General features: G+C 55.0%; 18 protein-coding genes, 1 tRNA gene, 1 pseudogene and 1 riboswitch. Of the genes and pseudogenes, 12 read left to right on the plus strand and 8 right to left on the minus strand.

The features are described 5' to 3' along the window. Nucleotides 1–221 (minus strand): annotated as a pseudogene (locus AC1MDE_RS20970) (hypothetical protein); the annotation flags it as partial. A 209-nt stretch (nucleotides 222–430) separates the two neighbouring features. After that, nucleotides 431–1,552, minus strand: a complete 1,122-nt coding sequence (locus AC1MDE_RS20975) for a Gfo/Idh/MocA family protein (RefSeq protein WP_058961411.1) — start codon at nucleotides 1,550–1,552, stop codon at nucleotides 431–433. Between the two features lie 308 nt (nucleotides 1,553–1,860). Between AC1MDE_RS20975 and AC1MDE_RS20980 the strand changes: the two genes are divergently transcribed. The 5 genes from AC1MDE_RS20980 to AC1MDE_RS21000 all read left to right on the plus strand — a co-directional run bounded on the left by AC1MDE_RS20980 (nucleotide 1,861) and on the right by AC1MDE_RS21000 (nucleotide 7,049). Next, nucleotides 1,861–1,936, plus strand: a tRNA-Asn gene (locus tag AC1MDE_RS20980). A 347-nt stretch (nucleotides 1,937–2,283) separates the two neighbouring features. Continuing rightward, a complete protein-coding gene (locus AC1MDE_RS20985; RefSeq protein WP_058961412.1) occupies nucleotides 2,284–3,294 on the plus strand; it encodes a Zn-dependent oxidoreductase in 1,011 nt (336 codons plus the stop codon). 173 nt (nucleotides 3,295–3,467) lie between these two features. Continuing rightward, a complete protein-coding gene (locus tag AC1MDE_RS20990; RefSeq protein WP_034824866.1) occupies nucleotides 3,468–4,751 on the plus strand; it encodes an MFS transporter in 1,284 nt (427 codons plus the stop codon). Between the two features lie 52 nt (nucleotides 4,752–4,803). Beyond that, entirely contained in the window at nucleotides 4,804–6,264 is a 1,461-nt protein-coding gene (locus AC1MDE_RS20995) for a mannitol dehydrogenase family protein (RefSeq protein ID WP_058961413.1), read from the plus strand. Nucleotides 6,265–6,362: 98 nt separating this feature from the next. Then, nucleotides 6,363–7,049, plus strand: a complete 687-nt coding sequence (locus AC1MDE_RS21000; RefSeq protein ID WP_480345060.1) for a GntR family transcriptional regulator — start codon at nucleotides 6,363–6,365, stop codon at nucleotides 7,047–7,049. A 215-nt stretch (nucleotides 7,050–7,264) separates the two neighbouring features. On the opposite strand, the gene fbaB is transcribed toward AC1MDE_RS21000, so the two are convergent. The 5 genes from fbaB to ahpC all read right to left on the minus strand — a co-directional run bounded on the left by fbaB (nucleotide 7,265) and on the right by ahpC (nucleotide 13,033). After that, the gene (gene fbaB / locus AC1MDE_RS21005; RefSeq protein ID WP_045832840.1) at nucleotides 7,265–8,317 is read right to left on the minus strand and encodes a class I fructose-bisphosphate aldolase; all 1,053 of its coding nucleotides are present in this window, start codon (nucleotides 8,315–8,317) and stop codon (nucleotides 7,265–7,267) included. A 207-nt stretch (nucleotides 8,318–8,524) separates the two neighbouring features. After that, on the minus strand, nucleotides 8,525–9,325 hold the full coding sequence (thiD, locus tag AC1MDE_RS21010; RefSeq protein WP_058961414.1) for a bifunctional hydroxymethylpyrimidine kinase/phosphomethylpyrimidine kinase: 801 nt from the start codon (nucleotides 9,323–9,325) through the stop codon (nucleotides 8,525–8,527). Beyond that, complete coding sequence (thiM, locus tag AC1MDE_RS21015) at nucleotides 9,322–10,107, minus strand: hydroxyethylthiazole kinase (RefSeq protein WP_058961415.1); 786 nt, start codon at nucleotides 10,105–10,107, stop codon at nucleotides 9,322–9,324. Before thiM ends, thiD begins: the two co-directional genes overlap by 4 nt. A gap of 33 nt (nucleotides 10,108–10,140) precedes the next feature. Beyond that, a riboswitch (TPP riboswitch) is annotated at nucleotides 10,141–10,236 on the minus strand. A 594-nt stretch (nucleotides 10,237–10,830) separates the two neighbouring features. After that, nucleotides 10,831–12,399, minus strand: a complete 1,569-nt coding sequence (gene ahpF, locus AC1MDE_RS21020) for an alkyl hydroperoxide reductase subunit F (protein WP_058961430.1) — start codon at nucleotides 12,397–12,399, stop codon at nucleotides 10,831–10,833. A 70-nt stretch (nucleotides 12,400–12,469) separates the two neighbouring features. Further along, nucleotides 12,470–13,033, minus strand: a complete 564-nt coding sequence (ahpC, locus tag AC1MDE_RS21025) for an alkyl hydroperoxide reductase subunit C (protein WP_034824884.1) — start codon at nucleotides 13,031–13,033, stop codon at nucleotides 12,470–12,472. A gap of 255 nt (nucleotides 13,034–13,288) precedes the next feature. Between ahpC and AC1MDE_RS21030 the strand changes: the two genes are divergently transcribed. Continuing rightward, nucleotides 13,289–13,741: a GNAT family N-acetyltransferase gene (locus AC1MDE_RS21030; protein ID WP_058961431.1), complete on the plus strand. Its 453-nt coding sequence runs from the start codon at nucleotides 13,289–13,291 to the stop codon at nucleotides 13,739–13,741. On the opposite strand, the gene apbC is transcribed toward AC1MDE_RS21030, so the two are convergent. Then, a complete protein-coding gene (gene apbC / locus AC1MDE_RS21035; RefSeq protein WP_058961432.1) occupies nucleotides 13,738–14,850 on the minus strand; it encodes an iron-sulfur cluster carrier protein ApbC in 1,113 nt (370 codons plus the stop codon). The two genes, AC1MDE_RS21030 and apbC, sit on opposite strands and share 4 nt — an antisense overlap. Nucleotides 14,851–14,938: 88 nt before the next feature. Between apbC and metG the strand changes: the two genes are divergently transcribed. From metG to sanA, 6 genes are all read left to right on the plus strand, one after another. Beyond that, entirely contained in the window at nucleotides 14,939–17,026 is a 2,088-nt protein-coding gene (metG, locus tag AC1MDE_RS21040) for a methionine--tRNA ligase (protein WP_286119915.1), read from the plus strand. 57 nt (nucleotides 17,027–17,083) lie between these two features. After that, nucleotides 17,084–17,458 (plus strand): CidA/LrgA family protein, encoded by a 375-nt coding sequence (locus tag AC1MDE_RS21045; protein ID WP_034824894.1) that lies wholly within the window; start codon nucleotides 17,084–17,086, stop codon nucleotides 17,456–17,458. Beyond that, nucleotides 17,451–18,143 (plus strand): CidB/LrgB family autolysis modulator, encoded by a 693-nt coding sequence (locus AC1MDE_RS21050; protein ID WP_058961433.1) that lies wholly within the window; start codon nucleotides 17,451–17,453, stop codon nucleotides 18,141–18,143. The genes AC1MDE_RS21045 and AC1MDE_RS21050 overlap by 8 nt, the downstream gene beginning before the upstream one ends. A 124-nt stretch (nucleotides 18,144–18,267) precedes the next feature. Then, nucleotides 18,268–19,164, plus strand: a complete 897-nt coding sequence (gene cdd, locus AC1MDE_RS21055; RefSeq protein WP_058961434.1) for a cytidine deaminase — start codon at nucleotides 18,268–18,270, stop codon at nucleotides 19,162–19,164. Nucleotides 19,165–19,324: 160 nt separating this feature from the next. Then, nucleotides 19,325–21,022, plus strand: a complete 1,698-nt coding sequence (locus AC1MDE_RS21060) for an NAD-dependent malic enzyme (RefSeq protein ID WP_034824900.1) — start codon at nucleotides 19,325–19,327, stop codon at nucleotides 21,020–21,022. Nucleotides 21,023–21,158: 136 nt separating this feature from the next. Then, the gene (sanA, locus tag AC1MDE_RS21065; RefSeq protein ID WP_058961435.1) at nucleotides 21,159–21,878 is read left to right on the plus strand and encodes an outer membrane permeability protein SanA; all 720 of its coding nucleotides are present in this window, start codon (nucleotides 21,159–21,161) and stop codon (nucleotides 21,876–21,878) included. Nucleotides 21,879–22,385 lie beyond the last annotated feature (507 nt).

Consider the following 22,385-nt stretch of genomic DNA (forward strand, 5'->3'; position numbering starts at 1 on the left):
CTGGGTTGCTGGTGATAACGCAGTCTGGGTTGCTGGTGATAACGCAGTCTGGGTTGCTGGTGATAACGCAGTCTGGGGTCGCGATGGGGCTGGCGGTCCTCGCGCCGCTGACGCGGTGCCTTCACTTCACTCGTCAGCCGGACGGACCGGCGCAGACGGAACATCACTGTTCCGGCTGCGCCTTTCGCCAGCATCCATGCTGGCTCTCCTGGCTTCCTCATTCCGTTCAGCGCTGCGAAATGCCAGCCCCATCGCGACCCCAGCCTGCTCATTAGCTTTTATGCGTGCTATCAGAGGTGCTGCCTGTTAGACATTGCGCTCATTGGCTAACTTTGGCTGCTGCCAGAATCACTCTTTAGCAATATTCACTACCGGCTTAGAAGCTGCCCTAACCTGCCCAATAGCTTGAATGCGTACTGTAAGAAGGCCGTTACACTTTCATCCAGCGACGCTCGACAGCGGACACCGCCACCGCTTCCAGTACTTTTTGCACCTGCAAACCTTCGGCAAAATCTGGCCACATACGATCGCCGGCTGCGATACCGTTGATCAAGTCACGGATCTCCACGGTTTTCTGATCGTTAAAACCAATACCGTGACCCGCTGATACGCAGAAGTTGGCGTAATCCGGATGGGCCGGGCCAGTCAGAATGGTTTTGAAGCCCTGACGTCCAGCAGGTTCATCATGGATATACAGCTCCAGCTCGGCCATGCGCTCCTGGGTGTAGCGTAGCGTACCTTTGGTGCCGGTGACCACGTAGGTGAGGCCCATTTTGCTGCCACAGGCGATGCGCGAGGTTTCAAAAACGCCGTGCGCACCGTTTTTAAAGCGCAGCAGCGCGCTGGCCTGATCTTCGTTCTCTACCGGCAGCAGACGTGAAGGGTCTTTCGGATCGGGCCGCTGTTTAATTACCGTCATCATATCGCCGCTGACTTCTTCGATGTCGCCCACCAGATAGTGCGCCATGTTGACGATATGCGCCGCCAAATCGCCCAGCGCACCTAAACCGGCCAGCGCTTTCTGACAGTGCCAGTCGAGCGGGGTTTCCGGACGTGCCAGATAGTCTTCGTTGTGGGTGCCGTAAAAATGAATCACTTCACCAATTTCACCACGCGCAATGATTTCACGCGCCAGTTGGCTGGTCGGGTTTTTCATGTAGTTGAAGCCCACCAGCGTTTTCACGCCGGCCTGCTGCGCGGCCTGCACCATCTCTTCTGCATCGGCCACAGACAACGAAAGCGGTTTCTCGGAATAAACGTGTTTGCCGTTACGGATCGCTTCCAGCGCCATCTCTTTGTGCAGGAAGTTCGGGGCACAGATATCGACCACATCAATGTTGGGATCGCGCACCAGCTCGTGCCAGTCGCCAGTTGAACGGGCAAAGCCAAAGGTTGCCGCCTGTTTGGCAGCCAGTTCAGGATTCACCTCTGCCAGCATTTCACGCACGATTTCGCCTTTCAGCGCAAAAACAGTGGGAGCCTGCGCGTAAGCAATGGCGTGACAACGACCAATGTAACCACTGCCGATCATTCCGATTCTGACTTTGTTCATGCTGCACCTGGAGTTGTGGGTGGGAATTGATCTGGAATATATGTTTCGCTTTTGGCCGCCACAACGGCGAAATGAAATATCTGTGATCATACATGCGAGGTATCTGACAAAATCGACAAATCAGAATGTAATTTTGCATAACATTAGTGACTTGCATCACAAATCATCCTGTTATGGAGGGTGATTCAGCGCGCTAAGGCGGAGAAAATCGTAAAATTGACGCTTTATTCAGCAGTCAGTAAAAAATGTAGAAAAGGCCTTTGACAACCCAGAGCCTGCTCGTTACTATGCGCCCCGTTCCAAACGATTCCTCTGTAGTTCAGTCGGTAGAACGGCGGACTGTTAATCCGTATGTCACTGGTTCGAGTCCAGTCAGAGGAGCCAAATTCTTGAAAAGAGCAGCCTATCAGGCTGCTTTTTTTATGCCTGCAATTTGGGAGGCGATGAATGGAATAGTCGGGCGATGTCCTATCTAAAGTCATTGTCGGCTCAATCTGAAAATCCCACATCTCAAATCTCAAATCTCTGCTATTTCAGCCCCACTCCAACTCCACTGCCCCATCTTCCAAACTGCCACAGTTCTTCGCTCCCTCTTCCTGCACTCTGTGACTCTCTTCACAACTCTTTAACGCCGACTTGTATGGTAGTATTAGCAAGCGTATTTTTCATTCATTGCATTCCCGTTGATGCCAAATCCACCAATTGAGCGTGTATCTGGCAAGGAGTAGATGATGAAAAGTGTCGTAATTGAACAACCGGGTGAACTGGTAGTGGCAGAACGCGCATTGCCTGAACCAGCCGCAGGCGAAGTGCGCGTCAAAGTGCAGTTTGCCAGTATCTGCGGTTCAGATGTGCACATCTGGCACGGCCACAACCCATTCGCCAAATACCCGCGCGTGATTGGCCACGAATTCTTTGGCTTGATCGATGCGGTGGGTGAAGGCGTGGAAGCCGCGCGTATCGGCGAGCGTGTGGCGGTTGATCCGGTCGTCAGCTGCGGACACTGCTACCCCTGCTCCATCGGTCGCCCAAACGTCTGCAAAGAACTGCAGGTAATCGGTGTGCACCGTGACGGTGGTTTCAGCGAATATGCGGTAGCACCGGCGAAAAACGCTTTTACTCTGCCCGCTTCTATTCCGGACAAACTCGCCAGCCTGGTGGAACCGTTCACCATCGCGGCGAACATCACCGCCTTCCTCAAACCGCAGGCCAATGACGTGGCGCTGATTTACGGCGCAGGCCCGATGGGCTTAACCGCCATTCAGGTGCTGAAAGGCGTCTACGGCGTGGAAAAAGTGCTGGTGGTGGATCGTCTGCCGGAACGTCTGGCGCTGGCGCAGGAAAATGGCGCTGATCAGGTGTTCAACAACAGTGAGATTCCGCTGGCCGCACAGCTGGAAGGCATGCAGCCAACATTGATCATCGATGCCGCCTGCCATCCGACCATTCTGGCAGAAGCCGCTGCCCTCGCCTCTCCGGCGGCGCGTATTGGCCTGCTCGGCTTCTCCGGTGAGCCTTGCAGCATCACGCAGCAGGCGTTAACCAGCAAAGAGTTATCACTATTTACCTCGCGCCTGAACAGCAATCGCTTCCCGCAGGTGATTGAGTGGATGGAGAAAGGTCAGATTCAGCCAGAGAAATTAGTCACCCACTATTTCCCGCTGGCCGAGATTGAAAAAGCGATGACGCTGTTCGAAAAAGATCCGCGCACCTGCTGCAAAGTGATTCTGCACATGGGTTAAGTTAATCTTCACACCAGGTGTCCTTAATCCGGTGCGTACCCGCCGGCCAATATAATAATCCTCTCAATGCTTCAGGCTGTATCAAAGCGGCAACTGATTAAATCCCCGAAGGGGATGAGATTAAACAGGCCACACAGAAACAGATTGAAGCATGATGGGGAAACGGAGTTTCTATGTTAAAGAATCTACGCTGGACCCTCGTACTGCTGTTGTTCCTGGTTTATATGATCAACTACCTCGATCGTATTGCCCTTTCTCTGACTGTACCGCTGGTAGAAAAAGACCTGATGATCAACGCCGAACAGTTCGGCATGATTTTCGGTAGCTTCTTCTTTGGCTACGCGCTGTTTAACTTTATCGGTGGCCTGGCGACCGATAAATTCGGCCCGACTATCGTGCTCGGCACCGCCGTCGGTATGTGGTCGCTGTTCTGCGGCATGACCGCACTGGCAACCGGCTTCTGGTCGATGATGATTCTGCGCGTGCTGTTCGGCATGGCGGAAGGCCCAATCTGCGCCTCGGCAAACAAGGCCATCAACGGCTGGTTCCCGAAAAAACAAGCCGCTACCGCAATGGGCTTGCTGAGTGCGGGTTCGCCGCTGGGTGGTGCCGTCGCTGGTCCGATTGTGGGCTATCTGGCGTTGTCATTTGGCTGGCGTCCGGCGTTCGTGGTGATCTGCGTGATTGGCCTGGTGTGGATGGGTCTGTGGTTCTTCTTCGCTGCTGATAACCCGGCACGCAGCAAAAAAGTCTCTGCAGAAGAGCGCGCGCTGGTCGAGAAACTGAAAGCGGAAGAACCGGCTGATGTCATCGATTCATCAGGCAAAGCGCACGGCATGGGTTACTACCTGCGTCAGCCGATTATTCTGGTCACCGCTTTTGCCTTCTTCTGCTACAACTATATTCTGTTCTTCTTCCTGAGCTGGTTCCCGGCTTATCTGGTGCAGGCGCACGGCCTGGATATCAAATCCATGAGTATCACCACCATGATCCCGTGGATTGTCGGCTTCGTCGGCCTCGCATTGGGTGGCTGGATTTCGGATAAGATTTTCAACATCACCGGCAAGCTGCTGTTGTCGCGCAAAATTGTCCTGGTGGTCTCGCTGCTGGCTGCCGCCATCTGTGTAGCACTGGCGGGAACGATTAAAGAGGTGAATTCCGCGGTGATCATGATGTCGATCTCCATCTTCTTCCTCTACATCACCGGTGCTATTTACTGGGCGATTATTCAGGATGTGGTGCACAAAAGCCGTGTGGGCAGCATCAGTGGCTTTATCCATCTGATTGGTAGCCTGTCCGGGATTGTTGGACCGATTGTCACAGGCTATATCGTGCAGCACACCGGTAAATTCGACAGCGCCTTTATTCTGGCGGGCTGTGTCGCCGGGATTGGTGCGATGCTGGTGCTGTTTGTGATTCGCAGCCCAAAGACCGTAGATAAACCGGTGTCCGCATAACAGATTGACCATAATGGGGCGCTCAGCGCCCCGTTTGCTAAAAGGAAAACGCATGTTAGAGCTTGATCGCCTCCCCGCCGACGTCCAACGTCCCGTTTATGACCGCAGCCAGTTAAAAACCCGCATGGTGCACATCGGCTTTGGTGCTTTTCACCGTGCCCATCAGGCGCTTGCGACCGATAAACTGGCAACGGAAGGCAGTGACTGGGGCTACTGCGAAGTGAACCTCAACAGTGGCGCATTGATTCAGGCGCTGCGTCAGCAAGACCTGCTATATACCCTCACTGAGATGGCCGATAGCAGCCTGCACACCCGCGTGATTGGCGTGGTGACGCAAGCCCTGCATGGCAAAGGCGACGGCATTGATGCGGTGATTGAGGCGATGAGCCAGCCGGATGTGGCAATTGTCTCGATGACGGTGACTGAGAAAGGCTATTGCTACATGCCTTCCAGCGGCAAGCTCAATCCGGATCATCCTGATATCGTGCATGACCTGGAAAACCCCACGCAGCCGCGTTCACTGCCGGGCCTGATTCTGGCGGCGATTATCCGTCGCCGCGAACGTGGATTAACGCCATTCAGCGTAATGTCCTGCGACAACATGCCAGAGAACGGTCACGTCACGCGCAACGTCGTCACCCAGCTGGCAGAACGCCATAGCCACGAACTGGCAGAGTACATTCAAACGCACATCACCTTCCCCTCCACCATGGTGGATCGCATCGTTCCCGCCATGACCGATGCGGCATTTGATGCGCTGGAAGCGCGCTTAGGCAGCAGCGATCCGGTGGCGGTAGAAGCAGAACCCTTCTTCCAATGGGTCATCGAAGATAACTTCGTTAACGGTCGCCCGGCGTGGGAAAATGCCGGTGCTGAGCTGGTCAGTGATGTATTGCCGTTTGAAGAGATGAAGTTGCGCATGCTGAACGGCAGCCACTCTTTCCTCGCCTATCTCGGCTTCCTCGCCGGGTACGAACACATCAGCGATTGCATGGCTGATAACCACTTCCGTACGGCGGCACGCGCGCTGATGTTACAGGATCAGGCCCCGACGCTGCGTACTCAGGGCGTGGATCTCACCGCCTATGCCGACTCGCTGATCGCTCGCTACGAAAACCGCGCCATCAAGCATCGCACTTATCAAATTGCCACCGATGGCACGCAGAAGTTGCCACAGCGTTTGCTGGACAGCGTGCGCTGGCATCTGCGTAACGGCACCTCGTGTGACTATCTGCTGCTGGGTGTGGCGGGCTGGATGCGTTACGTGAGCGGTGTCGATGAGCAAGGTCAGGCGATTGAGATTCGCGATCCAATGAAAGAACAATTGGCGAGCATCGTTGCGCACAGTGATGAGGGTGCACAGCGCGTCGAAGCCTTACTGCGGATACAAGCGGTATTTGGCGATGATTTACGTTATCAGACCGCCTTTGTCTCGCGCGTCACCGAGTTGTATAACCAGCTTAATACCCAAGGTGCACGCGCGACGGTACAAGCCCTTGTGACACAGGCATAAGTGCCTTCACAAATGTGTAGCGCAGATGCAGCGTGCTGATTAGACTGAACCTTTCTCATCGGGCTGGCGTAGGCCAGCCGTAATACGGATATTGCTGCATGTCGATTGCCTATACCATTACCACCAGCGAACCCGTAAATCAGCAGATCTATCGTTATCTGCGCAAAGATATCGTGACCTGCGCCATTCATCCCGGCTCGTTGCTGTCGGAAAAAGAAGTGTCCGCGCGCTTTAATGTGTCGCGCCAGCCAGTCCGCGAAGCGTTTATCAAACTGGCGGAAGCGGGCCTGGTGCAGGTGCTGCCGCAGCGCGGCACTTTCGTGCGTAAAATTTCCGCCCAGCGTGTGGCCGACGGCCGTTTTATCCGTGAAGCGGTGGAGATTGCCGTGGTGCGACGCGCGGCACAGGAGATCACTCCCGAAGGCTTGATGGCGCTGGAGCACAATCTTCAGTTGCAGCGTCTGGCGGCAGAACGTCACGACAGCCAGGCATTCTTAGCGCTGGACGATGAGTTTCACCGCCTGATTGCCGAAGGGATTAACTGCCTGCTGGCGTGGGAAACGGTGGAGAACATCAAAGCCACCATGGACCGCGTGCGCTTCCTGACCCTGAGTGAAGTGTCGCCACCGGACAGCCTGATTCAGCAGCATGAAAACATCTACCAGGCGTTAAAAGCGCAAGATGTTGAAGCGGCAGAAGCGGCGATGCGACGTCATCTGCAGGAGATGATTTTAACCATCACGCCGATTGCTGAGCGTAATAGCGAGTGGTTTGAAGCGCCTTAGATTGTCTGCGATTAGATGCCCTCAACCTGATCCTCTCCCATATAAAGGGGGAGACCCAAGCAAAGTGCGATTGGCGGGCGGGTGAAGCGCGTGTTGCCGCTCAATAAAGAGAGCTTTGCAGATAAGATTTCGTCCCCATGCTCTCGATTAATCCCCAATCATTACTCCGCTGACCTATTCCCCTCCCGCTTGCGGGAAGGGATTTGGGCAATCAATTACGCAATCGTGACATCTTTCGCCAGATAAACATCCTGCACCGCATTAATCAGCTGTACGCCCTCTTTCAGCGACTTCTTAAACGCCTTACGGCCCAGTATCAGCCCCATCCCGCCCGCACGTTTGTTGATCACCGCAGTACGCACCGATTCGGCAATGTCAGTGTCTCCGGCTGATGCGCCACCGGAGTTGATCAATCCCGCACGGCCCATATAGCAGTTCGCCAGCTGGTAACGCACCAGATCGATCGGGTTCTCCGTGGTCAGCTTGCTGTAGACGCGCTCATCGGTATGGCCGAATTTCACCGCCTTGTAGCCGCCGTTGTTCTCGGCCATTTTCTGCTTGACGATATCTGCGCCAATGGTCGCCGCCAGATGGTTGGCCTGGCCGGTCAAATCGGCGCTGGCATGGTAATCCACGCCGTCTTTCTTGAAGCCATCATTGCGCAGATAGGCCCACAGCACGGTCACCATTCCCAGCTCATGCGCACGCTCAAAGGCAGCTGAGATCTCTTCAATCTGGCGGCGTGACTGCTCAGAACCAAAATAGATGGTCGCGCCCACCGCAATCGCCCCCAGGTTGAATGCCTGCTCGACGCTGGCATACAGCGTTTGATCGTACTGGGTGGGATAGCTCAGGGTTTCGTTGTGGTTCAGTTTCACCATAAACGGAATGCGGTGTGCATAGCGGCGTGATACCGAGGCCAGCACACCATAGGTAGAGGCGACACAGTTACAGCCAGCTTCAATCGCCAGCTCAACAATGTTTTTCGGATCGAAGTAAGCCGGGTTGGCGGCAAAAGAGGCACCCGCTGAGTGCTCAACGCCCTGATCGACCGGCAGAATCGACAGATAGCCGGTGCCCGCCAGGCGACCAGTGTTATACAGGGTTTGCATGTTGCGTAATACGGCAGGAGAACGATTGTTGTCGATCATCACACGATCAACGAAATCCGCGCCCGGTAAATAAAGGCTGTCCGCTGGAATGGTCATGCAGCGATGTTGAAGAAGTGAATCCGCTTCTTTGCCCAATAACTGTACGATGTCCGTCATGTTGGCTCCTGAAATAAATGGCTGGAATGGAACCGGCAATGGCCGATTCGCCCCCAACAGCCTGGACCGAAAAGCGCCAGGCTGGCAAATTGCTGACTCCATTTTTCAGACGGATACGCAGTAAAAAAATTCTGCCACCTTGCGATGGGCAGCCTTCAGGTTGAATCCTGCAACACAGAGGCACGCCTTAATCGCCGTTCTGCTGCCCTACCACCACTGATGGAAATGGTGCACCGGACCAATGCCCTTGCCGACTTCCAGCGAGTCCGCGTGCTGCAAGGCCTGCTGCAGCCAGGCTTTGGCTTCGGTGACTGTATCCGCCCAGTTATCGTGGCGTGGACGCAGTGCCGCTAAAGCCGCTGACAGCGAACAACCGGTGCCGTGGGTATGGCGCGTATTGACGCGTGGTGCGGTAAAGCGCTGACGGCCCGCGCGGGTGATTAGCCAATCCGGGCTTTCGGCATCACTGAGATGTCCGCCTTTCATCAATACCGCTTCACAACCGAGATCCAGCAGCGCATCGCCCTGCATCAGCATGGTTTTCTCATCCTGCGCCATATCACGGCCCAGTAGCGCAGCCGCTTCCGGCAAATTGGGGGTGATCAACGACACCTGCGGCAGCAGCAGTTCACGCACGCTGGCGACCGCATCCGGCGACAGCAGCGGATCGCCACTCTTGGCAATCATCACCGTATCCAGCACCACAAACGGCAGTCTGGCGCGTTTCAGCCGCTCGGCCACCACTTCGACAATCGCTGTTTCCGACAGCATGCCGATTTTGGCGGCATCGATACGCACATCATCCAGCACCGAATCCAATTGCGCCCCAACGAATTCGGGTTCAATGCGATACACCGACTGTACGCCGCAGGTGTTCTGCGCCACCAGCGCGGTAATCACACTGGTGCCATACGCACCCAGCGCGGAGAAGGCTTTGAGATCGGCCTGAATGCCCGCGCCGCCGCTCGGGTCAGTGCCTGCAATGGTCAACGCGTTGATGCGTTTCATATGGCAACCTCCAGCGTCCAGAGGTTATCGAGGAAAGCCGCGACAAAGCTGCCTGGCCCCTGAACAGCACGCGCCGCCTGCTCGCCTGCCAGCGACATCACGCGACATGCCGCCGCCACATGCTGCAAGCGGTCGCCTGGTAAGCTGCTGAAGGCCGCGACCACGGCGGAAAGCGCGCAGCCGGTGCCGACCACGCGCGTCATCAGCGGGCTCCCGCCTGGAATAGCCAGTGTGCGTTTGCCATCAGTGACGTAGTCGACTTCGCCGGTGACCGCCACCAGCGTGTGGTAATCCTGTGCCAACTGTTGCGCCCCGCTGAGTGCGGCATCGGCCTGATGCACGCTGTCCACGCCGCGTCCGCCCGCAGCCTGGTTAGCCAGCGCGAGGATTTCCGAGGCGTTGCCACGAATCGCGGCGGGATGCAGGCTCAGCAACTGCTGGCAGAATTCGGTACGGAATGAGAGTGCGCCAACCGCGACCGGATCGAGCGTCCAGGGCGTACCGACTTTAGAAGCGGACTGTACCGCTGCCAGCATCGCATCGCGACGGTCGCGGGTTAAGGTGCCGACGTTGATCAGCAGCGCATCGGCAAAACTCACGAACTGCGCGGCTTCCTCGGCATCGATCACCATCGCGGGAGAGGCTTGCAAAGCCAGCAGCACATTGGCGGTAAAGGTTTGCACCACGTCATTGGTCATGCAGTGCACCAGCGGTGCCTGCTGACGCAGCAGCTGCAGAGATTGCGCGAATTGCGCGGGGGTAAGAAGGTCAGGCTGTGTCATAAAACTCCCAACCGGCGATCAAGAAGGCGAATGCGGTCAGGCATCTGACTTCCCTACGCTGGCATTATCCAGATCAGGTCAGCGGGTGTATCTCAGCCCTGTTTAACAGGGGCACCCCGAGTCATGGCATGGTGAACATGCCGCATACAGGATAAGGCGAGCGTGAAGGATTGTAAATCGTGGTCGTTTGAAGGATGCTGAAAACGGCACTAAATCAAAATAGTTAAAATAATTCGACAGGCTAAATATTAAAAAGAGCCGTTTCGATCAATTATCATCATTAATTAACTCTCTTCTGAATTTTCCAGATTTATTCTAATCACTGAAAAATCGACTAATCAACACGCGCCTTCGTATTCATTGATGCACATCAACGCCCTGCCAGGCGTAGCAAGGCCTAATCCCCCTCCGGACTTGAAGAGAGTCACTGCCTATCCAATTCCGGAATCGATAATGATCTCAAAATTATTCAGCTTTATTCCGCACGCCCATAAATGGCACGACATTCGAATTTCGCGCAAAGGGGCTATTTGCCCTTCCGGTCGCCACTATTTTTCCACCCATGTTGAAGCTCGATGTAAAAGTTGCGGCGAACGTTTGCATAAAGTTTATTACCGCGACGTGAGCGATGCGGAAGCACGCCGTTGGTTGGGATGAAAAACAGGCAAAAAAAAGCCCCGTAACATCCGTTACGGGGCGGCTGCGTGGCTATCGCAATAAAACTTATTCAGCCGGTTGGGTGCGGATCAGGTAATCGAACGCGCTGAGTGAGGCTTTCGCGCCTTCACCGCTGGCGATGATGATCTGCTTGTACGGCACCGTGGTGCAGTCACCCGCTGCGAACACGCCTTTCAGGCTGGTTTCGCATTTGGCGTCGATGATGATCTCGCCCATCTTATTACGTTCTACCGCGCCTTCCAGGAAGGTGGTGTTCGGCAACAGACCAATCTGCACGAAGATGCCGCTCAGCGCGATCTCGTGGCTGGTCTGGTTGTTACGGTCGATGTAGCTCAACCCGGTCACTTTGCTGCCGTCGCCTTTCACTTCGGTGGTCTGCGCATTCAGAATCACATCGACGTTTTTCAGGCTGCGCAGTTTGTCCTGCAGCACTTTGTCGGCGCGCATTTCGCTGGCGAATTCCAGCAGCGTCACGTGCTCAACCAGACCTGCGAGGTCGATAGCCGCTTCAACGCCGGAGTTACCGCCGCCGATCACCGCCGTGCGCTTGCCTTTGAACAGCGGGCCATCGCAGTGTGGGCAGTAAGTCACGCCTTTGGTGCGATACTGCTCTTCACCCGGCACGCCCATGTTGCGCCAGCGTGCGCCGGTGGCAATGATGATGCTGCGTGATTTCAGGACTGCGCCAGACGCGGTTTCAATCGCGTGCAGACCGCCCTCTTTCGCCGCAGGAATCAGCTTAATGGCGCTCTGGGTGTCGATGACGTCAACATCGTAATCATCGACGTGGGCACGCAGTGAACCGGCCAACTTCGCGCCTTCGGTTTTCTGTACGGAGATGTAGTTTTCGATGTCCACGGTGTCTAGCACCTGGCCACCAAAACGCTCGCCCATCAGGCCAGTGCGGATACCTTTACGTGCGGAGTAAATCGCTGCCGCTGCGCCCGCTGGGCCGCTGCCGACGATCAGCACTTCATAGGCGTCACGCTTGTTCAGCTCTTCTGCTGCACGTTTCTCAGCGTTGGTGTCCACTTTGCCAACGATTTCTGCCAGGCTCAGACGGCCCTGACCGAACTCTTTGCCGTTCAGAAATACCGCTGGAACGCCCATCACGTTACGTTCGGCGATTTCGTTCTGGAACATGCCACCGTCAATGGCGGTGTGGCTGATGCGTGGGTTCAGCACTGCCATCAGGTTCAGCGCCTGTACCACGTCAGGACAGTTGTGGCATGACAGCGAGTAATAGGTTTCGAAATGCAGGTCGGTGTCCAGAGCAACCACTTGCTCCAGCAGGCTCTGCGACTCTTTCGAAGGGTGTCCACCGGTCTGCAGCAGGGCCAGCACCAGTGACGTAAATTCGTGACCCATTGGCGAACCGGCGAAGCGTGGGCCGCTCTGGCTGCCTGGGTTAGTGATCAGGAAAGAGGGTTTACGAACCGGACGATCATTCTCTTCACGAAAGCTGACTTTTTCTGACAAGCTCGCGATATCGGCTAACAGAGAACGGATCTCCGCAGATTTAGCGCCATCATCCAGTGTGGCAATCAACTCAACCGGTTTCGTTAATTTCTCAAGGTAAGCCTTGAGCTGTGTTTTTAAATTGGTATCGAGCATAGTGAGTTCCTGTCAAGAAAATCGGGTGCCGTAGCACCCGATTGAGAAAGATCGAATGGCTGGGTGTTGCTTAGATTTTGCCAACCAGGTCCAGAGATGGAGCCAGTGTTGCTTCGCCTTCTTTCCATTTAGCTGGGCAAACTTCACCTGGGTGAGAAGCCACATACTGAGCCGCTTTGATTTTGCGGATCAGGTCAGATGCGTCACGGCCAATGCCTTCAGCGGTGATTTCGATAGCCTGGATGATGCCCTGTGGGTCAACAATGAAGGTACCGCGATCTGCCAGACCTTCGTCTTCGCGCATGATTTCGAAGTTACGGGTCAGTGCGCCAGTTGGGTCGCCGATCATCGCGTATTTGATTTTTGCGATGGTTTCGGAAGAACCGTGCCAGGCTTTGTGGGTAAAGTGCGTGTCAGTAGAAACAGAGTAGATGTCTACGCCCAGTTTCTGCAGTTCTTCGTGATGGTCTGCCACGTCACCCAGCTCAGTTGGGCAAACGAAGGTGAAGTCAGCCGGGTAGAAGAAGAATACACTCCATTTACCTTCAACGTCTTTCTCGGTTACGTCGATGAATTCGCCGTTTTTGAACGCTGCGTTTTTGAATGGTTTGATTTTGGTATTAATGATGGACATGGTGACCTCCGTTAAAAGATGTGATGCAAGTTACAGTTTTTCCGGGCCAACTTCTAATATGCAGTCGTTATCAATCAGATAATCAAAAGCTATCAAAGTGCTGATGCCAGATTCCATGCGGCTTGCCGCGGCATTCTACACAGAAAGCCTGATGATTTGACAGGCTTTATCTTTTTTCGTCGGCTAGTGTTACCCAAGGTTGCCATTTTAAGCGACCGCCACGCTACATACCCTTGTTTATGATGGAGCCCGTGCTTGGACATTCGATTATTTGAGGAAGCCGACCGCCCTTTTCTGCGCACACTGTTTCTGGCAGCACGTCGTCACAACTGGACCTGGCTGGATGGCGATGATTGGGCACTGGAAGATCTTGATGGCGTGATTTTGGGGGAGACGGTGTTAGTCGCGTTGGTCGATGGCCACCGCGCCGGGTTCGCGGGCATCCTTCCTAATGACAACTTCCTGCACAGCCTGTATGTCGATCCCGACTTTCAGGGCCGTGGCGTTGGCAGCGCCTTGCTGGAAGCCGTACAACAGCGTTTTACTTCAACCGGCGTGCTGAAATGTCTGATGCTGAATGAGTTAGCGCAGGCGTTTTACCTGAAACATGGCTGGCAGCGTGAAGCCACCGGTGAGAGCGAGCAAGGAAAATATGTGCTGATGCATTTTCCGCTGACGGCGCGCGCCAGCGGAAAAGTGAAGCGTTAAACCGCGCGGAAGGCAATATCGGCCGGAATCACGTCACCTTGCCAATAGAGCTGTGCCGCCACACGTCCGGCTAACTGACGGTACAGTGCAGTGAATTCGCTGTCCGGACGACGGATCACCGTTGGTTCACCATCATCCAGATCCTCACGCAGATTGATATGCAGCGGCAGTTGCGCCAGCAGCTGCGTGTGGTAATCCGCCACCAGTTTCTGCGCGCCGCCGGTGCCAAAAATCGGCTCATGATGGCCGCATTCGCTGCAAATATGAATGCTCATGTTCTCCACCACCCCCAACACCGGCACGCTGACCTTCTCGAACATCACAATGCCTTTACGCGCATCAATCAGGGCGATGTCCTGTGGCGTGGTGACAACCAGCGCGCCCGTCACCGGGACGTTTTGCGCCAGCGTCAACTGGATGTCGCCGGTGCCCGGTGGCATATCGAGAATCAGGTAATCCAGATCCGGCCACATCGTCTCGTTCAGCAGCTGCATCAGCGCTTTGCTGGCCATCGGGCCGCGCCACACCATGGCATTTTCATCGGTGACCAGGTAGCCAATCGAGTTGGTCGCCAGTCCGTGCGCCATGATCGGCGCCATATGCGTGCCATCCGGCGAGGTCGGACGCTGGCTCTCGGTGCCGAGCATATTGGGAATCGACGGGCCGTAAATATCGGCATCGAGAATACCGACCTTCGCACCTTCGGCAATCAGCGCCAGCGCCATGTTCACCGCGGTGCTGGATTTGCCCACGCCGCCTTTACCGGAACTCACCGCAATGATGTTCTTCACGCCTGTTGCGCCAGGATGATTTTTCACGCGCTTCAGCGTGGCGATGTCGTGGCGCAAACGCCAGTCGATGGCGCTCGCATGGGTGAGACGCAGCAGTTCGGCGCTGACTTGTGCCTTCAGCTCTTCAAAGGCTGAGGCCCAGGCAAAGGGCATCACCAGCTCGATGTGCAGCTTGCCGTCCAGAAGTGCCACATGGCGCAGGGCTTTCAAGGTCGTCAGATTGTGATGCAGCGTCGGATGTTCAAAGTCACTCAGCACGCCGATAACCACCGCGCGCAATGCTTCGGGTGAATGATGTTCCCGGGATTGTGAAGTCATCCCAACTCCTTGTGTTTTCATCACGCCAGATATCGGCGATGTGCTTTCAATAATATCAGATGCCGTCCAGTTGTGTTTACGCCAGAGGGTGCTTCGGGTAACATCTAAGCCCGATTTTTATTCACGGAACGCTACGCAAACTATGACTCAAGTCGCTAAAAAAATTCTGGTAACGTGCGCACTGCCGTACGCAAACGGTTCTATCCATCTCGGTCACATGCTTGAGCACATTCAGGCTGACATTTGGGTCCGTTACCAGCGAATGCGTGGCAACCAGGTTTACTTCATCTGCGCAGACGATGCCCACGGCACGCCGATCATGCTGAAAGCACAACAGCTCGGTATCCCACCTGAGCAGATGATTGCCGAGATGAAGCAGGAGCACGAAACTGACTTCGCTGGCTTCGACATCAGCTACGACAACTATCACTCCACGCACGGCGATGAAAACCGTCAGCTGTCAGAGTTGATCTACGGTCGTCTGAAAGAGAACGGTTTTATCAAGAACCGCACCATTTCACAGCTGTACGATCCGGAAAAAGGCATGTTCCTGCCCGATCGTTTTGTGAAAGGTACCTGCCCGAAATGTAAGTCACCGGATCAATACGGCGATAACTGCGAAGTGTGCAGCGCGACCTACAGCCCAACCGAGTTGATCGATCCTAAATCCGTGGTCTCTGGCGCGACGCCAGTACTGCGTGATTCAGAGCACTTCTTCTTCGATTTGCCATCGTTCAGCGCGATGTTGCAGACCTGGACCCGTTCAGGTGCGTTGCAGGAGCAGGTGGCGAACAAAATGCAGGAGTGGTTCGAATCGGGCTTGCAGCAGTGGGATATCTCCCGCGATGCGCCTTATTTCGGCTTCGAAATTCCAGGTGCGCCGGGCAAATACTTCTACGTGTGGCTGGATGCGCCAATCGGTTACATGGGTTCCTTTAAGAACCTGTGCGACAAGCGCGGCAACATCGATTTCGACGAGTTCTGGAAAAAAGATTCTTCTACCGAGCTGTATCACTTCATCGGTAAAGACATCGTTTACTTCCACAGCCTGTTCTGGCCTGCAATGCTGGAAGGCAGCAACTTCCGCAAGCCGACCAACCTGTTCGTGCACGGTTATGTGACGGTGAACGGCGCGAAGATGTCCAAATCACGCGGCACCTTCATTAAGGCCAGCACCTGGCTGCAGCATCTGGATGCGGACAGCCTGCGTTATTACTACGCAGCGAAACTCTCTTCACGCATCGACGACATCGACCTGAATCTGGAAGATTTCGTGCAGCGTGTTAATGCCGATATCGTCAACAAGGTGGTGAACCTCGCGTCCCGTAATGCTGGATTCATCACTAAGCGTTTTGGCGGCAAACTGGCGAGCGAACTGGCCGATCCCGCGCTGTATCAGACCTTTGTCGATGCCTCAGAGAAGATTGGCGAAGCCTGGGCGAGCCGCGAGTACAACCGCGCGATTCGTGAAATCATGGCGCTGGCGGATATCGCTAACCGCTATGTGGATGAGCAGGCACCGTGGGTGGTGGCGAAACAGGAAGGCCGTGATGCTGACCTGCAAGCGATCTGCTCAATGGGTATCAACCTGTTCCGTATTCTGATGACCTGGCTGAAGCCGGTGCTGCCTTCACTGAGTGCGCGTACCGAAGCTTTCCTTAACACGGAATTGAGCTGGGATGCGATTGCACAGCCGCTGCTGGATCACGATGTGGCGCCGTTCAAAGCCTTGTATGGTCGTATTGAAATGGCCAAAGTTGAAGGCCTGATTGAAGCATCTAAAGAAGATGCAGCTGCGGCGAACAAGCCAGCAGTAACCGGCCCTCTGGCGGATGCGCCGATTGGCGAGGCCATCACTATCGACGATTTCGCTAAAGTTGATATGCGTGTAGCACTGATCGAGAAAGCCGAGCTGGTTGAAGGTTCTGACAAGCTGCTGCGTCTGGAGCTGGATCTCGGCGGCGAGAAGCGCCAGATCTTCTCGGGCATTCGCGCGGCCTATCCGGATCCGTCAGTGCTGGTCGGCAAGATGACCATCATTGTCGCTAACCTGGCACCGCGTAAGATGCGTTTCGGCATCTCAGAAGGCATGGTGCTGTCAGCCGGTTCCGGCGGTTCAGATCTGTTTGTGTTGTCCGTTGATAGCGGTGCACAGCCTGGAATGCAGGTGAAGTAATTGAACAAGCCGCCTTCAGGGCGGCTTTTTTATCGACCCTCTGTTGTGGAGCCTGTCGTGCTAACTGCTTGCTGGCACTATTTGCGTGCCTTTGTGATTATCTATGCCGCGCTCTATGCCGGAAACGGTATTGCAGCCCTGCTGCCGTTTACCATTCCGGGCAGTATTATCGGCATGCTGCTGCTGTTTACCTTGCTGGCGCTGCAAATCCTGCCGGTCGGTTGGGTGAAACCGGGCTGTCATTTGCTGATACGTTATATGGCGCTGCTGTTTGTCCCGATCAGTGTCGGCGTGATGGGTTATACCGATATCCTGAGCGCACAATTTGGACCGATTGTCGTCTCCTGCGTGGTAAGTACCTTTATGGTGCTGTTAATCGTTGGCCTGAGCGCCGAACGTTTGCAGCGCCCGAAGGAGCAGCCTCATGACTGACGCCTGGTGGTCACTGCCGCTCACCGTGGTGGCGTATCTGCTGGCGCGTAAGCTGGCGGCCAAAATCAATATCTCGATCATCAATCCGCTGTTGGTAGCGATGGCGATTGTGATTCCGATCCTGCTGCTCACCCATATCCCTTATAGCCGCTATTTTGCCGGCAGCACCTTCCTTAATCAGCTGCTGCAACCTGCGGTGGTCGCACTGGCCTTGCCGCTGTATGAGCAAATGCATCAGATTCGCGCGCGCTGGAAAACCATTATCAGCGTCTGTTTTATTGGCAGCATCACCGCGATGGTCTCCGGCACCGCTATTGCGCTGTGGATGGGAGCTACGCCAGAAATTGCCGCGACGATTATGCCGAAATCCGTCACCACGCCGATTGCCATGGCGGTATCCGGTTCGCTGCACGGCATTCCCGCTATTAGCGCCATCTGCGTGTTGATTGCCGGCGTGCTCGGCGCAGTGTTCGGCCATATGCTGCTAAATCTGTTTAAGGTGCACAGCAAGTCTTCACGTGGCCTGGCGATTGGCAACGCATCGCATGCCTTAGGCACGGCGCGCGCGGCAGAGATCGATTATCAGGAAGGGGCATTTAGCTCTTTGGCATTAGTGATTTGCGGCATTATCACATCGCTGCTGGCCCCCTTCCTTTTCCCGCTGCTGATGCACTGGTTGGGCTAAAACTTGCGAGAGATCTCGCAAAGTTGAAACAACTCAATCAGCTTACATTGTCATAGCGACACAGATCACATATAACCCCATAGGCGGCGCATCGCCGCTAACGCGTTAATGAGGTCATCACATCATGCATCCACGATTTACTGCTGCTTTCTCCGCCCTGCACGCTGACTTGCAAACTGCGATTCATCCTTTGCTGGATGCAGCTGATTTTGACGGCGTACTGCGCCCGCAAGACGTGGCGCGCCTGAAGCAGGAAACGGGGCTGGATGATGATGCCCTGGCGCTGGCACTGCTGCCGATTGCCGCCTGCTGTGCGGTCGCACCGGTGTCTCACTTCAATGTGGGTGCGATTTCACGCGGAGTGAGTGGTCACTGGTATTTCGGTGCCAACATGGAATTCGAACATGCGCCGCTGCAGCAAACCGTGCATGCGGAGCAAAGCGCCATTACTCATGCCTGGCTGCACGGCGAAGAGAAACTGGATGCCATCACCGTCAATTACACGCCTTGCGGCCACTGCCGTCAGTTTATGAACGAGCTTAACAGCGGCACGGCGATCCGCATCAGTCTGCCAGGTCGTGCAGTGAGTACATTGGGCGATTATCTGCCAGATGCGTTTGGCCCCGCCGATCTGAATATCACGGAACGTCTGCTGACACCGATTCATCACGGCTTCGCTCAACAAGGTGATGCTTTACAGCAGGCGGCGATTGAGGCGGCGAACAACAGTCATGCGCCCTACAGTCACAGCTACAGTGGTGTGGCCCTGCGCAGCCAGAGCGGTAACCTCTTCACCGGGCGCTATGCGGAAAACGCCGCTTTCAATCCAAGTTTGCCGCCATTGCAGGCAGCGCTGATTATGATGAACATGCGTAACGAAGCGCTGGACACGATTAAACAGGCAGTTTTAGTCGAATGTGAGGGCAGCACGTTAAGCCAGCGCGATGCCACGCGCGCTACGCTGGCGGCACTGGGCTGTGAAGATTTCTCACTTACTTTAGTTTCGAAAACATCAGTTTAGTGATCCTTTCATCGCTTTTGTGACTTTCTATTAACAAAAGCTGTACATCTGCAAGAATCCTCATAGGATCGGGCGCCAGAACTACTTCACAAGAAACAGGTCTGGCGTTACCTTTTCCCGGTGACACGTCAGAAAACACTGCAACCGGAGCAAAGACTGCATGGAACTCGACTACGAAAGTAAACGTCCGCTGTATATTCCTTACGCGGGTCCGATTCTGCTGGAATTTCCGCTGCTGAACAAAGGCAGCGCCTTCACCCTGGAAGAACGCAACGAATTTAACCTCAATGGCCTGTTACCCGAAGCCGTTGAAACCATCGAAGAGCAGGCAGAGCGTGCCTGGCGTCAGTTCCTGGATTTCAAAAACAATAACGACAAGCACGTCTATCTGCGCAACATCCAGGACACCAACGAAACGCTGTTCTACCGCCTGTTGGATAATCATCTGGAAGAGATGATGCCGATTATTTATACCCCAACCGTCGGCGCGGCCTGTGAACACTTCTCTGAAATTTATCGTCGTGCGCGTGGTGTTTTCATCTCGTATAACAATCGCGATCGCATTGAAGACATGCTGCAAAACGCCACTAAGCAGAACGTGAAAGTGATCGTGGTGACCGATGGCGAGCGTATTCTCGGCCTCGGCGACCTCGGCATCGGCGGTATGGGTATCCCAATCGGTAAGCTGTCGCTGTACACCGCGTGTGGCGGGATCAGCCCGGCGTATACCCTGCCCGTGGTGTTGGATGTCGGTACTAACAATCAGCAGTTGCTGAATGACCCGCTGTATATGGGCTGGCGCCATCCGCGTATCACCGGTGAAGAGTACGAAGCCTTCGTTGATGAGTTTATCCAGGCAGTGAAACGCCGCTGGCCGAACGTGCTGCTGCAGTTTGAGGACTTCGCGCAGAAGAACGCTATGCCGCTGCTGGAGCGTTATCGCGATGAGGTGTGCTGCTTTAACGATGACATTCAGGGCACTGCCGCCGTTACCGTTGGCACCCTGATCGCCGCCAGCCGTGCCGCAGGCAGCCGTCTGTGCGAGCAGAAAGTGGTGTTCCTCGGCGCCGGTTCCGCCGGTTGCGGTATCGCTGAGCAGATCATCGCGCAGATGAAATCTGAAGGTCTGAGCGACGACGAAGCACGTTCCCGCGTGATGATGGTCGATCGCTTTGGTCTGTTGACCGACAAACTGCCTAATTTGCTCGATTTCCAGGGCAAACTGGTGCAGAAGAGTGAAAACCTGAAGGACTGGGATGTGACCAGCGATTCAATTTCACTGCTGGATGTGGTGCGCAACGCGAAGCCAGACATTCTGATTGGTGTGTCAGGTCAGCCGGGTCTGTTCACCGAAGAGATCATCCGCGAGATGCATAAGCACACCAAGCGTCCGATCGTGATGCCGCTGTCAAACCCAACCTCACGCGTTGAAGCCACTCCAGCGGATATCATCTCCTGGACCGACGGTGAAGCGCTGGTCGCGACTGGCAGCCCATTTGCACCGGTAACCTGGAAGGGTAAAACCTACCCGATTGCCCAGTGCAACAACTCCTATATCTTCCCAGGTATTGGTTTGGGTGTGATTGCCGCCGGTGCTACCCGCATCACCGATTCGATGCTGATGACCGCCAGCCGCGCCCTGGCTGACTGCTCACCGCTGGTGAATGATGGCGAAGGCCCGGTGCTGCCAGAATTGAAACACATTCAGGGCGTTTCGAAGCTGATCGCTATGGAAGTGGGTAAAGCAGCACAGTTGGCTGGCGTGGCCGTGGTGACCTCAGAAGATGTGCTGTCGAAAGCCGTGAATAATAACTTCTGGCTGCCGCAGTATCGTCATTATCGCCGCACGTCTATCTAATCAGGCAGCGCAGCCGGTGAATTCAGTACCGGCTGCGCTTAAAATATCGCCAGCCAACCGGCGTAAACTTGCTTAGCGACCCCACCTCAAGTAGCCTTTAGCCATCCTTTTTTCCGCCAACCGAGTGCTTACGCGCATGATTAAACGCGTTTTCTTTGGTCTGTTTTTCATCATCTTATTGATGGTGGCCACCGCGCTCGGCCTGGATCGCTGGATCAGCTGGAAAACTGCCCCGTTTATTTATGAAGATGTCACCTCGCTGCCGCATCGTCAGGTCGGGGTGGTCTTAGGCACCGCCAAGTATTACCGCACCGGCGTGATCAATCAGTATTACCTCTATCGCATTCAAGGTGCGCTTAACGCGTATAACAGCGGCAGGGTGAATTATCTGCTGTTGAGCGGTGACAACGCGCTGCAAAGTTATAACGAACCGATGACCATGCGCCGCGATTTGATCAAAGCCGGTGTCGATCCTGCCGATATCGTGCTCGACTATGCCGGATTCCGTACGCTGGACTCGATTGTACGCACCCGCAAAGTGTTCGATACCAATGATTTCATCATCATCACTCAACGCTTCCACTGTGAACGCGCACTCTACATCGCCCAACATTTGGGGATTCAGGCGCAGTGTTATGCGGTGCCGTCTCCGAAAAATATGCTGTCGGTGCGTTTCCGCGAGGTCGGTGCTCGTTTAGGCGCATTAGCCGATTTGTATCTGATGAAACGTGAACCTCGTTTCCTCGGCCCTCTGGTGCCGATTCCGGCGGTGCATGAAGTGCCAGAAGATGCACAGAGTTATCCGGCGGTGACGCCAGAGCAGTTGCTGGATTTGGAAGAGAAGCTGCAGAAGTAACGCCGCCTGAAGATATTGCGTTGATGCCATCTGGTGTCGCCTGGGTTGTAGTCGTGACGCTATCCGGTGCTGCTTCAGGGTGCTGTGATAACGCTGTCTGGTGTCGCTTAAGGTTACTGTTATAACGCTGTCGGGTGTCGCTTTGGGGGCTGGCGGTCCTCGCGCCGCTGACGCGGTGCCTTCACGCCGTTCGTCTGCCTGACGGAACGGCGGGGATGGCACATCCATGTGCCGCCCCGCCTTCCGCCCGCATCCCTGCGGGCTATCCTGGCATCCTCACTCTGTTCAGCGCTGCGAAATGCCTGCCCCCAAAGCGACACCAGCCTGCTATTGAGCTTAATTGCGTGCTGTTAAAAAAGAGCACACAGCGTCAGGCCATAGCCGAATAGCTGTAAGGCTGTTCTCGGATGCCGTGCATTTGGTATCAAGACAGGCACAACGATGTTGCTTCCGCTCTTTTCCACCGCAAAAGCCATCTGCAAAAAGTACAATATTTGTTCAGATGAC

The sequence above is a fragment of the Pantoea folii genome (assembly GCF_056678875.1).

Coding starts and splice junctions, on each gene's coding strand:
- AC1MDE_RS20975 (WP_058961411.1), bottom strand. CDS start 1,552: ATGAACAAAGTCAGAATCGGAATGATCGGCAGTGGTTACATTGGTCGT.
- ahpF (WP_058961430.1), bottom strand. CDS start 12,399: ATGCTCGATACCAATTTAAAAACACAGCTCAAGGCTTACCTTGAGAAA.
- AC1MDE_RS21050 (WP_058961433.1), top strand. CDS start 17,451: ATGACTGACGCCTGGTGGTCACTGCCGCTCACCGTGGTGGCGTATCTG.
- AC1MDE_RS20995 (WP_058961413.1), top strand. CDS start 4,804: ATGTTAGAGCTTGATCGCCTCCCCGCCGACGTCCAACGTCCCGTTTAT.
- AC1MDE_RS21000 (WP_480345060.1), top strand. CDS start 6,363: ATGTCGATTGCCTATACCATTACCACCAGCGAACCCGTAAATCAGCAG.
- cdd (WP_058961434.1), top strand. CDS start 18,268: ATGCATCCACGATTTACTGCTGCTTTCTCCGCCCTGCACGCTGACTTG.
- thiM (WP_058961415.1), bottom strand. CDS start 10,107: ATGACACAGCCTGACCTTCTTACCCCCGCGCAATTCGCGCAATCTCTG.
- AC1MDE_RS20985 (WP_058961412.1), top strand. CDS start 2,284: ATGAAAAGTGTCGTAATTGAACAACCGGGTGAACTGGTAGTGGCAGAA.
- apbC (WP_058961432.1), bottom strand. CDS start 14,850: ATGACTTCACAATCCCGGGAACATCATTCACCCGAAGCATTGCGCGCG.
- thiD (WP_058961414.1), bottom strand. CDS start 9,325: ATGAAACGCATCAACGCGTTGACCATTGCAGGCACTGACCCGAGCGGC.
- fbaB (WP_045832840.1), bottom strand. CDS start 8,317: ATGACGGACATCGTACAGTTATTGGGCAAAGAAGCGGATTCACTTCTT.
- AC1MDE_RS20990 (WP_034824866.1), top strand. CDS start 3,468: ATGTTAAAGAATCTACGCTGGACCCTCGTACTGCTGTTGTTCCTGGTT.
- sanA (WP_058961435.1), top strand. CDS start 21,159: ATGATTAAACGCGTTTTCTTTGGTCTGTTTTTCATCATCTTATTGATG.
- AC1MDE_RS21060 (WP_034824900.1), top strand. CDS start 19,325: ATGGAACTCGACTACGAAAGTAAACGTCCGCTGTATATTCCTTACGCG.
- ahpC (WP_034824884.1), bottom strand. CDS start 13,033: ATGTCCATCATTAATACCAAAATCAAACCATTCAAAAACGCAGCGTTC.